Origin of the sequence: Megamonas rupellensis DSM 19944 (assembly GCF_000378365.1) — a bacterium.
In the GTDB taxonomy this organism is placed as follows: domain Bacteria; phylum Bacillota; class Negativicutes; order Selenomonadales; family Selenomonadaceae; genus Megamonas; species Megamonas funiformis.
Window position 1 is genome coordinate 81,231 of record NZ_KB899567.1, and the last position, 15,500, is coordinate 96,730.

Below are 15,500 nucleotides of genomic sequence, written 5' to 3' on the forward strand. Positions count from 1 at the left end.
ATGTATTATCCATATTTAAGAGGCAGACAATTTGAATTATTAGCGTTAAGAGAGTTAGTAAATGAAAATTTATTAAGTGAAAAAATTGTACCTATTATAGAACCTGTAAAATTAACATCTACATTTTTTAAAACAATAAAGGCTTTTATTGAAAAAAATCATGAATTTGCAATCACATTAAATCCTAAAGAAGATGTTTTTATGGGAATAGATGATGATAAAGATACATTAGATAAAGTTAATGAACTTTTTGCAAGTAATCTATGTAAAAAAGTTATAATCGCTAGAGATGGATATGAGTATATCAAAAATTTTAAATTTGATATAAATATTGATGATATCATGGTCATGGTATCAGAAGTAGATAATTTATCAATATATAATAAATTAGTAGAAGAATATAATCCACAGATAGCGATAATAAAAAGCGAAGGAAAAATTCGTAGAACAGTAAAAATAGATAAAATTTTATTAGAAGATAATTTTAATAAACAAAAGCGTAATGTAGATTATAAGGATAATGTAGATGAGTTTTTTTCAGATACTCATTTATATTATCAAGAAGATGGATATAAAGGTTTTGCTGATTTCTCTATAATTGGAGATGATGAACAAAAAGGTGGATTTGCTCCAATGGCAGTAGCAATTCATATTATTTATTTTGATGAAGAAAAAAATTTAAGAGTACATCATTTTGTTTCAGATTCTAATGAAGATATAAAAGATACGCCTAATAAATATTATGAGGCTCTTATAAAATTAGTTAATTGGCAAAAGGAAAGAACTGAAAAAGAGACTTTAGGATTGAAAAAATTAATTGATAGTTTTGAAAGTCAGGGATATCCAGGATTAGGTTCAGTCAAAAAATATACTATAATGCATCACTTAGAATTGATGAATAGATATCTTAATGGAGAAATAAAATGAAGTGTTGTATAAATTGTTTTGAAGATGTAGAGCTAAAAAATATTATAGAACATCTAAAAGAAAAAGGCGATTGTGATTTCTGTCATAGTCATAATGTGTATGTATATGACATTGAAAAAGATAATAAAATAGGTGAACTTCTTACAGAAATTCTTTATATATACACATTAGAAGATACTTTGCCTCGTGAATTTCCTACAAATAAATTGGAAAAATTAGAAGATATTTTAATGAATGAATGGCATATATTTAATTTAGATAAAGCATCTATGATAAAGCTTGTAAAAGAGCTTTGCAAGAAAAGTTATACTAGAATAGATGATGTTTTTGAACAAAAAGTAGGTTTTAAAGAATTGCATTTGAAGCATTTAAAACATATTGGTTTATATTTAGAAAATAATGCTATATTAAAGACAAATACATGGGAAGATTTTGTTGAAAGTATAAAAACTAAAAATAGATTTCATACAGATTTTTTTAATGAAAATGAGTTAGAAAAAATATTATCTTATACGGTTAAAACACTAAAAAAAGGTGAAGTATTTTATAGAGCACGGATATCTAAAGATAAGAAGGGCTATAATATAACAGAAATGGGAGCTCCACCAGCTAACTTAGCTAGTGCAGGAAGAGCTAATGCAGAAGGCATCAGTTGTTTATATTTAGCAAGTGATGAAAAAACAACTTTTTATGAAATAAGGGCTATTGCTTATGATTATGTATGTGTAGGAAGATTTGAATTAAATAAGGATATAGAAATAATAGACTTATCAAGTCTTGATAAAATTAGTCCATTTATATCTGAATTAGAATGTATGGAATATGCTATAAATGTTGATATATTAAATAAAATAGCATATGATATATCAAGACCAATGAGAAGACATGATAGTAAATTAGATTATTTACCAACACAATATATAAGCGATTTTATAAAGAAAAAGAAGTATGCAGGAATTATGTATAAAAGTACTTTATCTGAAACGGGATATAATTTAGCAATATTTGATGAAAGTATTTTTACTTGCATAGATACAAAGGTATATGAAGTTGAATCTCTAAGTTATGATTATAAATGATTAAAGAAAGAGTTATTTACTAGATTTAGTAGATAACTCTTTTTATGTTAAAATAAGTGTACTAAATAAAATAATAAGAGGTAGTCATGGAGAATATGAATAAGAATATTGCCTATGAGCATATAGATTTTTCGGAGATAACGAAGGTGCGTTTTTGTACTTTGGTGGAAAAATGCAATTATATACCAAATCACTGGCATCAATCCATAGAGTTTATTTATCTAATCAAGGGTGAAAGATTGGCGACTATAGAAAATAAATCGTTTTTGCTTCATGATGGTGATTGTGTTTTAGTCAATGCAAACGCTATTCACTCTATGAAATTGATGGAAACAAATACGATTATTTTGTTGCAAATTCCTATAGATTTTTTAGAGCAATTTGTACCAGATATACAAGAGATTATATTTGTACTCAATGACAGTAAAAATACACCAAGAAAACAGGAATGTTTAAATAAGGTAAAATCTATATTGTTGGAAATGAAAAGGGTTTATGACGCAAAGGAAGACGGATTTTTATTGAAGTTTAATAGTTTATTGTTTTCGTTGTTGTTTGAATTGAAGACTCATTTTAGTGTAAAAATGATGAATGTCAATGTAGGTCAAAGGAAAAAAGATTTAGCTAGATTGAATATAATTTTGAAATATTTGCAAGAGAATTATAAGCAAAATATAGCTTTAGAAGATATAGCAAAATTGGTACATTTTCAGACGAATTATTTTTGTAGATTTTTCAAAAAGCATATGGGTGTTACTTTTATCGAGTATCAAAATCAAGTGAAATTATCTTATGTTTATCGAGATTTAATCAATACAAAAGATAGTTTGTCCATGATTTTATCAAGACATGGTTTTAATAATTATAAATTATTTAGGACTTTGTTTAAAAAGCATTTTGGCGATACACCTATGAAGGTGCGTAAACATATTGTTGAGCAAGATTGATAGTTGGTTGGAGGTGAAGTGATGAGAAATTATTTTAAATATTTTTTGAGTATATGTTTTATCATCGGTCTATGTTTGCATAGTGAATTTGTTTTTGCTGAAAGTTTGAAGGGAAATGCTCTAAAACAAGGCGATTGTATAGGTATAGTAGCACCTGCTTCAGGTATTGAAGATATGAATATAGCTGATGCTATCAATAAATTGCAAAATTGGGGTTATAAGGTGAAATTATCACCGAATTTATATCAGCAATCAGGATATTTAGCAGGTAGCGACCAAATGAGAGCTGATGATTTAAATAATTTTTTTGCTGATGATGAAGTCGATGCGATACTTTGTCTGCGTGGCGGTTATGGTAGCGGTAGAATACTTGATTTATTGAATTATGAAATGATAAAACAGCACCCTAAAATGGTGATTGGCTATAGTGATATAACAGCATTGCATATGGCATTGATAAAAAAAGTAGATTTAGTGCCAGTGCATGGGGCTATGGTTATAGATATTAATGACAATGGCTATAATTATACAGATAATCAATTAAAATTGGGTTTGGCAAATGAAAGTTTGGGGGCAAATAATGAATTTGTTTTGCCAAGCAATCATAAATTAAAAGTGTTAAAAGAAGGTTATGCTAAAGGTAAAATCATTGGCGGTAATCTATCTGTATTAGCTTCTTTATCTGGCAGTGAATATCAGCCAAATGGTGAAAATTGTATTTTATTCATTGAAGAAGTCAGTGAGGACTCTTATGTAATAGATAGATGTTTTCAGCAATTATGGCAAAGTGGAGTGTTAAAGCAAGTGAAGGGCTTAATCATTGGTAATATGCGAAGATGTGAGCCAACAGAGCCGACACAATTTGATTATTCTGTAATGCAGGTAATCAAGCAATATGCAGATAAAGCCAATATTCCTGTAGTCTATGATATGCCAGTAGGTCATGGAGCGATAAATGGATTTTTGCCTTTGAATGTAGAAATAACACTTGATGCAAATACTTCTAATCCACAGATAATTTTTAACGAAAGTTATGTAAAATAAAAAAGAGTAGTTTGATAAATATAATATCAAACTACTTTTTTATGAAGATTTTTATAAAATTTCTTTTAATGTATCAATAGATGATTGTGGTGTTGCCCAGCTAGTGGCAAAACGCACTACTGTATGTGTATCGTCATATTTTTCCCAGAAGCTACAGCTGATTTTTTGGCGGAGTTCTTTTAATGTGCTATCTTCTAAAATGATGAATTGTTGATTAGTATCTGTTTCTAAGAAGAATTTATAATTTTTTTCTTTGAAGATAGCTTTTAATTGTTCAGCTTTTTCAATGGCATTTTTAGCGATTTTTAGATAGAGATTATCAGTAAATAATGTATCAAATTGAATACCGAGTAGTCTACCTTTAGCAAGTAATGCGCCATGTTGTTTGATGATAGTGAAGAAATGAGGTATTAAATTTGGTTTTGTGATTACTACTGCTTCGCCGAATAATGCACCAACTTTTGTACCACCAATATAAAATACATCACAATATTTAGCTATATCTTGCATAGTAACATCAGTGTTTAAAGAAGCAAGACCATAGCCAAGTCTAGCTCCGTCTAAAAATAATGGTAGATTGTATTTGTGGCAGATAGCGGATAAATCAGCTAATTCTTGTTTAGTATATAAAGTACCCCATTCAGTAGGGTGGGAGATATATACAGCTCCAGGAATAGTCATATGTTCGAAACTTTCATCACCATAAAATTTAGTGAGATATTTTTCTACTTCACTAGCTTTGAGTTTACCTTCTTCTTGTGGTAAAGTGATGACTTTATGTCCACCAAATTCAATAGCACCAGCTTCATGAAGTTCGATATGAGCGCTATCTACGCCAATGACGCCTTCATATGATTTTAATAGACCATCGATTACAGTAGCATTTGTCTGTGTACCGCCAACGAGAAAATGAACTTGTGCTTCAGGACAGTTGCAAGCTTGACGGATTTTTTCGCGAGCAGATTCGCAATATGTATCATTGCCATAACCAGGAGTTTGTTCAAAGTTAGTAGTTACAAGTTTTTCTAAAATAGAGGAATGTGCTCCTTCTAAATAATCGCTGTCAAAATATAACATCATATCACCCTTTTATATAAAATTAGATAATCTATATTATATCGTAAAGAAATAAAAAAATGAATATTTAAAGTTATTGTCAATTTTCCATATTATATGTTATGATAATAAATCATATAGAAATAGTATGAAAGGTGGTATGGTTATGAATGGCGATTTTTGGCAATCATTTTTGATGATAAGTGATATATATACGGTAGGATTTTTAATTTTATTATGTATTTTCTTTGGCATTATTCATTATCTCTATCGCAAACGTAAAATGGATTTTTCCTTAGTGGTATTAATCGGTATGGGTCTTGGCTGTATTTTAGGTATACTCATGCAGTATATGGCAGGTTTTCCTAATGACCCAATGAAGATTACTTTTATTAAAGAAACAACGAATTGGCTACAATTATTTGGTAATGGTTATATTGATTTAATCAAAATGATAGTAATACCACTGGTAATAGTTTCTATCGCTCATGTCATTGTGAATATGAAATCTGAGCAAAAAATGAGCCGTTTAGTGAAGAAAACTATTTTAGTTACAATGTCTATGGTAGCTGTAGCTTCTATAGTTGGTATAGCGTTTGGTATTTTCTTCAATGTTGGTGGCGATGCTTTGACAAATGTGGCAACAGAGGCAAAAGCGAAAGAAATTGTTTCTGTAGCGACTACACTTAGAGGGCTGATACCAGGGAATTTAGTTGATGCTATGGTAAAAAATAATATCATTGGCATGGTTATTTTTGGAGCATTTTTAGGTAGAGCTATTTGGTGGATAAAAGCTGATGAGCCAAAAGTTGAGGAATTTATGCGCAAATTAGTCAATGGTTTGCATAAAGCTTTGATGAATATGGCACTTTTGATTTTAGATTATATGCCATGGGCAGTAATTGCACTATTAGCTAATACTATTGCGCAAAAAGGTTTAGATAGTATTTTAAGTGTAGTATATTTTATTTTTGTATTGTACTTAGCGATTATTGCACAGTTTATTATTCAATTAATAGCATTGAGTGTAAATGGCATAAATCCTATTGTATACATGAAAAAATCATTAGCCCTGCTCATTTTAGCTTTTACTTCTCGTTCTAGTGTAGGGTGCTTGCCTATTACGATTGAAACTTTGACGCAAAAATTAGGCGTAAATCAAGCAACAGCAAGTTTTGTAGCTGGTTTTGGTACAACGGCAGGTATGCAAGGTTGTGCAGGAATTTTTCCTTCACTATTAATTGTCTATGTATGCCATTTGACAGGAACAGTTATGGATTTTAGTATGATCGTCATGACAATAATTGTAGTAACGCTAGGTTCACTTGGTATAGCAGGTATTCCAGGGACTGCGACAATGGCAGCATCTGTAGGTTTATCTGGCGTGGGCATGGCGTCTTCTTTTAGTTTGATTGGCCCAATTTTGGCTATAGATCCATTGATTGACATGGCTAGAACTATGTTGAATGTATCTGGCTCAGTAACGAATGCTTTGATTATTGATAAAAGATTAGGCAATTTAGATGAAAATATATATAATGAAATAAATAAAAATTAGTATGTGAATTTGTCAAAGAGGTGATATATTATAAATTTCTTGTAATATATTGCCTTTTTGCTTATTTTGCGATATTTTTTTTATAGAGGATATAATTAATTTTTTAATAGAAAGGTTGGCGTAATACGATGGAGCAGAAAATATACGATAATTATATAAATATTTTAAAAGAGGAATTAGTGCCAGCTTTGGGATGTACTGAACCTATTGCTATAGCTTATGCTGGTGCTAAAGCTCGTGAAATTTTGGGAACATTTCCGCAAAAAGTAATAGTAAAATGCAGTGGTAATATCATTAAAAATGTAAAAGGCGTAACAGTTCCAAATTCTGGCGATTTAAAGGGCATTGATACTGCAGCGCTACTCGGTATTATCGGTGGTAATGCTGATATGCAATTAGAAGTTTTAGAATCTGTAACTGATGAAGATAGAGTAAAATTAAGAGAGTTATTAAAAGCTAAAATCTGTAGTTGTGATTTAGTGGAAAATACAGACAATCTATATATAGATATAACAGTAGTAGCAGATGAACATAAAGCTCAAGTTATTGTATCTGATTATCATACTAATATCGTAAGAATAGTAAAAGATGATGAAGTATTATATGATAAAGTGAATAAAATAGATAATCAAGCTGATAAAATCGAAGCGGATAGAAATTTATTAAATGTAAAAGATATTATTGAATTTGCTGATACTGTAAATTTAGAAGATGTAAAAGATATATTATCAAGACAGATAAATTGTAATATGGCTATTGCGAGAGAAGGTATAAAAAATAATTTTGGTGCTAATGTAGGGCTTAATTTATTAGCTTTATATGGAGATTGCTTACCTGTTCGAGCTAGAGCTATGGCAGCAGCAGGTTCTGATGCTCGCATGAGTGGTTGTTCATTGCCTGTAGTAATCAATTCAGGAAGTGGTAATCAGGGAATGACTGTAACAATTCCTTTAGTAGTTTATGCAGATGAATATAAGATTTCTCAAGAGAAATTATATAGAGCGTTGCTTGTAAGTAATTTATTAGCTATTCATCAAAAGAAATATATAGGAAAATTATCTGCTTTTTGTGGTGCAGTAAGTGCAGGTTATGCTTGTGGTGCAGCTATCACTTATATGTTAGGTGGTAATTTTAATCAGATTGCCAATACTATCATTAATACTTTAGCTAATACAAGTGGTATTATTTGTGATGGGGCAAAACCTTCTTGCGCAGCGAAAATTTCCTCAGCATTAGATGCGGCACTTTTAGCTCATACAATGAGTATGCATGATGATGTATTCCATGCTGATGAAGGTATTGTAAAAGATGATTTAGAAAAAACTATTAGAGCGGTAGGATATATTGGTCGAGAAGGAATGAAATCAACAGATATTGAAGTGTTGAATATTATGATTGATAAAGTCTGTCCGTGAATTAATTTGATGAAAAATAAATAAAAGAGGTCTTGAAGATGGCAAGATTAATAGATAAAGGTACTAGAGAATATACCTGTGCATTAATCATGATGTTTTTTGGTAGTTTGGCAGCATTTGGGGCAGAGTATTGTTTGCAACCAGTTATACCTATTTTGGCACAAGATTTTAACTTGACTCCGACACAAGCAAGTTTATCCATGTCTTTTGGCACAATCGGTATGGCTTTTTCAATGTTGTTGATAGCTAGTATTTCCAAACATTTGGAACGTAAAAAAGTCATGGTAATCGCTTTGGGGATTTCTTCTATATTGATATTGTTGATGTCAATTACAGAAGAATTTGCATTGATTTTGGCTTTGCGTTTTGTACAGGGAATTTTATTGGCAGGTTTTCCTTCTTTAGCTGTAGCTTATATAAATGAGGAATTCAATCCTAAAATAATCGGTGCTGCTATTGGTGTTTATGTAGCAGCAACGCCTCTTGGCGGTCTAGTTGGTCGTATTTTAATCAGTACCTTAACAGATGTAGCTTCATGGAGAATGGGCTTGATGATTGCCGGTATATTATATTTATTGAGTGCAATCATGATGTGGATTTTCTTGCCACCATCTCTAAATAAAAAAATCGAACATGGTAAAATTAAAATACAATGGAAAGATTTTTTGAGTTTATTGCAAAATAAGAAAATAATTATGATATATTTAATAGCTTTTTGTGTAATGGGCTGTTTTGTATGTACGTATAATTTTATTTCTTATGTATTGATGGCAGAACCTTATAATTTGAGCCAAACTATAATTGGTTTTATCTTTGTGCTTTATTTAGTAGGTTCAGTAAGTTCAGCCGTTATGGGAACATTATCTGACCATTATGGTCATGGAATAATAATCGTGATTTCTGTTATTATTCAATTAGTTGGTATTTTATTGACTTTATTTATGCCTTTAATCGTGAAGATAATAGGTCTTGCTATATTTACTTATGGCTTTTTTGGTGTGCATTCAAATGCTTGTGCGTGGGCACCGCAGAGTTGTCAAAACGATAAAGCGCAAGTTTCTGCGATGTATATGCTATTTTATTATATTGGTGCTAGTACATTTGGTACAATTGGTGGTACTTTTTTAAGTAATTATGGTTGGAACGGTATAGTAGTATTTGAAACTGTTATTTTGACTATAGGTTTAATTTTGGCAATAATCTTATATAAAAAGAAGGAATAGTAAAAGTATAATTTTCAGAGATTTAGGATGTGTAAAATTTGTTTTTTAAACAAGAATATATTGCATCAGTAGAAACAAATCCCTCTATATTATTTTTTGATTTAGAAATGACTGGTGGCAATACTAGATATGATGAAATTTTGCAATTTAGTATTGTGGATTTATATAAAGGTGTGGTATTCAATGAGTATATAAAGCCACGAAAATGTAAATCGTGGAAAGATACAGAAGCTATACACCATATAACACCAGAAATGGTAAAAGATTGTTTTACGATAAATGCTCATCAAGCAACAATAAAAAATTTATTTAAACATGCAGATATGGTCATTGGCTATGGCATTGAAAATGATTTGCGCTTTATGAAAAAAGATAAAATTTTTGTAGGTAAAAATACTATTATCTATGATTTACAAAAATCTTTTTCACGAGTTTATAGTAATGATAATAATATGCCTAGTTTGAAATCTTGCGCGCAGTATTATAGATGTCCGAATTTAGGAAAAGCTCATGATAGTTTGATTGACACATATATTACAGTTTATTGTTTTGTATGCATTTATGGATTAGATATGCCCAAGTGGCTAAAAGATATAGTAGAAAAGCAAAAAAGTAATTAATTATTTATTAGAAGCTGTATAAAATCTCATTATCATAAATAAAATTTATGATAACATTAAATATGTTAAAAAAATCACATAAAGTCATTGACAATAGTTTTATTAATACCTATACTGTAAATAGAATGTTATGTTCTATTTTTTATATTGTACATAGGTTAATTTTTGGGTATTTCATAAGTAATAAGTATGAAAGATTTATTTGTGAGAATACTTTATAAAAACTTAAAATATGATATAATAGATATAATTAATATTATATGTGTTGTATGACTTTGGTATAACATAATGCTCTTAATTTAAGAGCGTATGAATATAAAAGGTTGGGGCAACAACCTCTAAGATAGATATTTAAATCCTATGTTATAAATTAATATAGGTGGTGTCATTATGTCTTAAAATCACATAGATATGTGAATTGTCAATTGCATATATATGAAGGAGTGTTTATTTTATTATGGCAAAAGTAAAAATTACTGAAACAGTATTACGCGATGGCCATCAGTCCTTGCTTGCTACACGTATGCGTCTTTCCCAGATGCTTCCACAGCTCGAAGCTCTCGATGCTATTGGCTACAAATCTTTAGAAGCTTGGGGCGGAGCTACATTTGATAGCTGCCTTCGTTTCCTTGATGAAGATCCATGGGAACGTCTTGACACATTAAAAGCTCATCTTAAAACTCCTATTCAGATGTTGCTTCGTGGTCAGAACCTTTTAGGTTACTACCAATATCCAGATGATGTTGTTCGTGCTTTCGTAAAAAAAGCTGCTCAACATGGTATTGGTGTATTCCGTATCTTTGATGCTCTCAATGATACTCGTAACCTCAAAACAGCTGTAGAAGCTGCTAAAGAAGCTAAAGCTGAAGTTGAACATTCTGTAGAAGTTCAAGGTTGCTTAGTTTACACAGTTGGCGGTCCTCACACTATTGCTGAATTTGGTAAATTAGCTAAAGAACTTGATGCTATGGGCGTTGATTCCATCTGCATTAAAGATATGTCTGGTTTATTAAAACCATATGATGCTTATGAACTCGTTAAAGAATTAAAAGCATCCACAAAACTTCCTATTCAGTTACACACTCACTATACTAGCGGTTTTGGTTCCATGGCTTACATGAAAGCTATCGAAGCTGGTGTAGATGTAATTGACTGTGCACTTTCTCCATTCGCTATGGATACTTCTCAGCCTTGTACAGAAACTATGGTTGCTGCACTTGAAGGTACTGAATATGATACAGGTCTTGACCGTCAGGCTATGACTCCAATCGCTAAACACTTCCTCGGTGTTAAAAAAGAAATCATTGACGAATTTGGTTTAAAAGGTTACTTCGATGTTAACCCTAACGTTCTTGACTTCCAGATTCCAGGTGGTATGTTATCCAACCTTGTTAATCAGTTAAAAGAAATGGGCATGGCTGATAAATATCAAGATCTTCTTGATGAAATGCCACGCGTTCGTGCTGACCTTGGTTACCCACCACTCGTTACTCCTTCTAGTCAGATTGTAGGTACTATGGCTACATTCAACGTTATGACTGGCGAACGTTATAAAATGGTTCCAGACGAATTCAAAAAACTTGCTCGTGGTGAATTCGGTCGTACTCCACAGCCTGTTAACCCAGAAGTTCTTGAAAAATGCGGCATTAAAGAAGAAGACTTGGTTACTTGCCGTCCAGCAGACCTTCTCGAACCAGGTATGGATAAATTCAAAGCAGAACTTGCAGCTAAAGGCTTCCCTAACGCTAGCGAAGAAGATGTATTATCTTATGCTCTCTTCCCAGCTGTTGCTGAAGAATTCTTCAAAAAACGTACTGTTAAAACTCTTAAAGAACTTGGCATTGCTAACCCAACTGACGAAGATGTTTTACTTTACAACCTCGATGCTGAAGTTGCAAAAAAATTCTTTGCTGCTAAATAATTTTACTTTTAATTTTAAATATGAAAAGGCTCCACTTCTTGTGGGGTCTTTTTATATTAGTTTTTTTAATGACTTGAAATATAATTAAAATATAATAAAAACAGCTTTTTAGATATTGATTTATAGTTAAATTTTTAGATAAAATATTTTACTGATAAACTAACTTGAAGTAGTTATATAGAGTTATATAAGGAGAAATAGAAAGCGATGCAGTTGAATATTACAACAGACTATGCTATTAGAATTATTTTAGCATTAGCTAATAGAGATGGCGAAGTAGTATCTTCAAAAGATATCTCTATGACGATGAAAATTCCTCAAAAATATGTATTGAAAATAACACGCAGTTTAGTAGCTGCTGAGTTGATAGAACGTCGTTCGGGTGTATATGGTGGTTTTTTATTGGCTAAAAAGCCAGAAGAGATATCTTTATTAGAAATAGTTAAAGTAATGGAACCAACGATGTATGTAAATCGTTGTTTGGAAGAAGACAATTATTGCAGTAGAGATGCTGTTGATAATTGTTCGATAAGAAAATTTTATACTAATTTTCAAAATATAATTAAAGAAAAATTTTCAGAGATTACTATAAAAACTTTGATAGACAATAAATAAAAAAGATGTTTTCTTTTGAAAACATCTTTTTTATTTTGCCTATATATAATTGAATTAAGAATTTTGTTCTTGGTATTGTTTAAAGTTTTTAATTATAGCAATTGGTGTTTTTTGAGATGCGTTACCAAATGGATTATCGATAAGTAATTTAGCAACCATTTGACCATTACAGCCATCTGTTACATCTACGATACGAGAACGTTTTAAATCGTTAACATCGGCGATTACAGCACCAAAGCAGTTAAGGCGAGATTTTAAATTATTAACTACTTCTTTTGTGTTTTCAGGGCCATAAACGATAGATTTATCAAATGGTGGCATTGTGCCAGTTACATCATCGATAAGAGCTGTTTGACGGCCAGCGATTTGATAGAATACACCAGATTTACCTACTAATTTTGCTAAGAAGCCGATGAATAAGCCAGCAGCTACACGGAAATGACCTTCTTTAATCATTAATGATTCCATGCCGTGAGGAGTTGCAAGACTACCATAATCTGGAATGAAACGGCAACAAAATTGAGCCATATGAGAAATTTTGAGGTCTTCAGGACGAATGTATAATCCTTGAGTGATAGCTACAACGCTTTCAGCTACAGTGATGACATCATCAGGACCAATTTTATCTTTTGTATATTTTTCGATAGTATCTACAATATCATCTTTTTTTGTTAGAATACGAGTCGGAATGGGTATAATTTTAACTTCAGACATGATTTACCTTCCTTTTTTACAGTTATAAATTTAAAATATTAACAAGTTCTTATAAATTAATCTGCAAGCTTGATATCTGCTAATTTAGCAATTTCTTCAGATGTAAGCACGATTGTTTCTTTGGAGATTTTCCATGGGTAACGTGCAGCATGCTGATAAACGATATCAAGTGGTAAATCAACCATATGAGTAAGTGTTTGTTTGATATCATTGTTTTTGCGGTCAATTAATTTAACACGAATAACAATGTCAATGCTTTCTTTTTTCTGAATTAATACAGCTTCAAAATAATCATCTTCACGAGGAACGCCTTTTAATTCAGCTTTTGCTTCAACTTTTACACCATCGAATTGTTCATATGGTAAAAGTTGACGAACGTAACAGTCCATGATTGTAGCACATTGTTTACCTTCATTGGCAACATTGATAGTAGTGCTAAGTGAAATACTGTCTTGAGTGATTTCATCAACAGTAAATGGTGTATGTTCGTTAGCTTTCATGTTGACAATAGCATCACCAACAACACGAATGATTACTTCATTGAGTAAGAATAAAATAATTAAAATCCATAGAATAATTGTGATAATAAAATCCACATCAATGCCCCCAATTGTGTTATTTTGCAAATGTAGTTAAATCTACATCTGTAATAGGTGGAATATCACTACCTAAAATAATTTCAGCCATTTTTTCAGAATTATTCTGTTTGGCAGAAAAGCGTAATTCAAGAGAACCAGATTGTTCTTGTGTATTGAGTAAATTATTTTTTGTAAGTATAGTAGCAGCATCTTTAGCTGTTTCTAAGGCTGGATTGATTAAAGCAACATCTTTGCCAAAATGTTTTGTTAAAACTTCACTGATGATAGGATAATGTGTACAACCTAAAATCAAAGAGTGAATATCGCTAGTTTTAAACTTGTCTGCATATTCTTGTACAGCTTCATCAATAGCATCATCATGAATATGACCTGTTTCAATCAATGGTACAAATTTTGGGCAACCTACACCAAAAACCTTTATCTGTGGATCAAGGTTAGAAGCTGCTTGTTTATGCATACCTTTTTTGATAGTAGCTTCTGTAGCGATAACACCGATATGTTTATTTGCAGAAGCTTTAACAGCAGGAATGATAGCTGGGTTCATAGGAACTAAAGCAAAAGAAGTTTTGTCTTTAATTACTGGATAACCATAAGATGTCATAGTATTGCAAGCACAAACTGCCATTTTTACGCCACGAGATTGGAAATAATCCATAAATTGTTGTAGAAAAGAAATGATTTCTTCAGGAGTGCGTGAACCATATGGGGCACGAGCAGAATCTCCGATAAATATAAAATTTTCATGAGGTAAAAGGCGTCTTAGTTCTTTTAATACTGTGAGGCCTCCAAGACCAGAATCAAAAACACCTATAGGTGAATTGCTATCCATTACTGTTGCTCCTTATTGTTATTATTTTAAAGCATTTTGCATTTTTGTATAGTATTTTTCAGGCAACCGAGTTATATGACCAGTAGCTTTGCTTGTGAATACATTTTGAGTGAAACCTTCAACTAATAAAGTATTATCACAATCGCGATAGATTTTATAGCTGAATTCCATTTTTACTTTGGTTAAAGCTACAGGTGTAGTTTCTATGCGTAAAACATCATCAAATTTACCTGAAGCTATATATTTACATTTCACTTCGGTGATAGGAAAAACATAGCCATCTTCCATCATTTCGCCAAGTGTGATACCGATTTCACGTAAGAAATTAACACGGCCAATTTCAAACCAACGTATGTAGTTAGAATGATGTACGACAGCCATAGCATCAGTATCATAAAAATTAACACGATGGATAGAGGTACTAATCATAAAATCATCTCCAATATAAAATAAAACACCGCCAAAAGGCGGATACAATAAACTATGAGTTAGATAAATATATGTATATGCCTCATAGCCAAACTTCATTATACTAATAATTGAAGTGCTTTTCAAGATTAATTTTGAGGAATTTATCTTCCAGGTCGTTGCAAGCGATAGGAAATTTTGGCATCTTTTTTAGTGAAGGCAACCCATAAATCACAAGCAGTGCAAAAAAAGCGACCTTTGGCTTCTGGTCTTGCTACATGACCAAGTTTTCTACGACAGACTGGGCATTTTATATCCAACAGAAACACTTCCTTAATTTAATGAGATTAAAATAAAAAGCACAGATTTTTCTGTGCTGATACTTGAAATTGGTGTGCCCAACAGGAATCGAACCTGTATTTTTGACTCCGGAGGTCAACGTTCTATCCATTAGACTATGGGCACATATAAACTATATTATACTAAAAAAATAAAATTTTTCAATGATAAAGATATGATATCTATTTATAAAAAATAAAGGTACT

At 31.4% G+C, this 15,500-nt stretch carries 16 protein-coding genes and 1 tRNA gene; 10 read left to right on the forward strand and 7 right to left on the reverse strand.

The genetic code is table 11. The features are described from left to right. The 4 genes from F553_RS0101390 (at position 1) to F553_RS0101405 (ending at position 3,997) form a co-directional block, all read left to right on the forward strand. Positions 1–927, forward strand: a complete 927-nt coding sequence (locus F553_RS0101390) for a sce7725 family protein (RefSeq protein WP_018998700.1) — start codon at positions 1–3, stop codon at positions 925–927. Next, positions 924–2,006 (forward strand): RES family NAD+ phosphorylase, encoded by a 1,083-nt coding sequence (locus F553_RS0101395; protein ID WP_018998701.1) that lies wholly within the window; start codon positions 924–926, stop codon positions 2,004–2,006. Before F553_RS0101390 ends, F553_RS0101395 begins: the two co-directional genes overlap by 4 nt. Positions 2,007–2,092: 86 nt before the next feature. Then, entirely contained in the window at positions 2,093–2,953 is an 861-nt protein-coding gene (locus F553_RS0101400) for an AraC family transcriptional regulator (RefSeq protein WP_018998702.1), read from the forward strand. A 21-nt stretch (positions 2,954–2,974) separates the two neighbouring features. After that, complete coding sequence (locus tag F553_RS0101405; RefSeq protein WP_018998703.1) at positions 2,975–3,997, forward strand: S66 peptidase family protein; 1,023 nt, start codon at positions 2,975–2,977, stop codon at positions 3,995–3,997. A 51-nt stretch (positions 3,998–4,048) separates the two neighbouring features. On the opposite strand, the gene F553_RS0101410 is transcribed toward F553_RS0101405, so the two are convergent. Next, positions 4,049–5,074 carry a threonine aldolase family protein gene (locus F553_RS0101410; RefSeq protein ID WP_018998704.1) on the reverse strand — a complete coding sequence of 342 codons (1,026 nt, stop codon included), beginning with the start codon at positions 5,072–5,074 and terminating at the stop codon, positions 4,049–4,051. A 145-nt stretch (positions 5,075–5,219) separates the two neighbouring features. On the opposite strand from F553_RS0101410, the gene F553_RS0101415 reads away from it, so the two are divergent. The 6 genes from F553_RS0101415 to F553_RS0101440 all read left to right on the forward strand — a co-directional run bounded on the left by F553_RS0101415 (position 5,220) and on the right by F553_RS0101440 (position 12,405). Continuing rightward, positions 5,220–6,611, forward strand: coding sequence for a cation:dicarboxylate symporter family transporter (locus F553_RS0101415; RefSeq protein ID WP_018998705.1), 1,392 nt, complete (start codon positions 5,220–5,222; stop codon positions 6,609–6,611). Between the two features lie 128 nt (positions 6,612–6,739). Beyond that, positions 6,740–8,026: an L-cysteine desulfidase family protein gene (locus F553_RS0101420; RefSeq protein WP_026296891.1), complete on the forward strand. Its 1,287-nt coding sequence runs from the start codon at positions 6,740–6,742 to the stop codon at positions 8,024–8,026. Between the two features lie 38 nt (positions 8,027–8,064). Beyond that, positions 8,065–9,249 carry an MFS transporter gene (locus F553_RS0101425; protein WP_008537335.1) on the forward strand — a complete coding sequence of 395 codons (1,185 nt, stop codon included), beginning with the start codon at positions 8,065–8,067 and terminating at the stop codon, positions 9,247–9,249. Between the two features lie 38 nt (positions 9,250–9,287). Continuing rightward, positions 9,288–9,869, forward strand: coding sequence for a 3'-5' exonuclease family protein (locus F553_RS0101430; protein ID WP_008537336.1), 582 nt, complete (start codon positions 9,288–9,290; stop codon positions 9,867–9,869). A 457-nt stretch (positions 9,870–10,326) separates the two neighbouring features. Beyond that, complete coding sequence (locus tag F553_RS0101435; RefSeq protein WP_018998707.1) at positions 10,327–11,790, forward strand: pyruvate carboxylase subunit B; 1,464 nt, start codon at positions 10,327–10,329, stop codon at positions 11,788–11,790. A 207-nt stretch (positions 11,791–11,997) separates the two neighbouring features. Further along, entirely contained in the window at positions 11,998–12,405 is a 408-nt protein-coding gene (locus F553_RS0101440; protein ID WP_018998708.1) for an RrF2 family transcriptional regulator, read from the forward strand. Positions 12,406–12,459: 54 nt separating this feature from the next. On the opposite strand, the gene F553_RS0101445 is transcribed toward F553_RS0101440, so the two are convergent. The 6 genes from F553_RS0101445 to F553_RS0101470 form a co-directional block, all read right to left on the reverse strand. Then, entirely contained in the window at positions 12,460–13,119 is a 660-nt protein-coding gene (locus F553_RS0101445; protein WP_008537340.1) for a coenzyme F420-0:L-glutamate ligase, read from the reverse strand. A gap of 56 nt (positions 13,120–13,175) precedes the next feature. Next, entirely contained in the window at positions 13,176–13,715 is a 540-nt protein-coding gene (locus F553_RS0101450; RefSeq protein ID WP_018998709.1) for a hypothetical protein, read from the reverse strand. A 19-nt stretch (positions 13,716–13,734) separates the two neighbouring features. Beyond that, positions 13,735–14,547, reverse strand: coding sequence for a glutamate racemase (gene murI / locus F553_RS0101455; RefSeq protein ID WP_018998710.1), 813 nt, complete (start codon positions 14,545–14,547; stop codon positions 13,735–13,737). Positions 14,548–14,568: 21 nt separating this feature from the next. Then, a complete protein-coding gene (locus F553_RS0101460; protein WP_008537343.1) occupies positions 14,569–14,976 on the reverse strand; it encodes an acyl-CoA thioesterase in 408 nt (135 codons plus the stop codon). A 143-nt stretch (positions 14,977–15,119) separates the two neighbouring features. Further along, positions 15,120–15,275 carry a hypothetical protein gene (locus tag F553_RS12545; protein WP_008537344.1) on the reverse strand — a complete coding sequence of 52 codons (156 nt, stop codon included), beginning with the start codon at positions 15,273–15,275 and terminating at the stop codon, positions 15,120–15,122. Between the two features lie 70 nt (positions 15,276–15,345). After that, positions 15,346–15,420: transfer RNA gene (locus F553_RS0101470), tRNA-Arg, on the reverse strand. Positions 15,421–15,500: the final 80 nt, after the last annotated feature.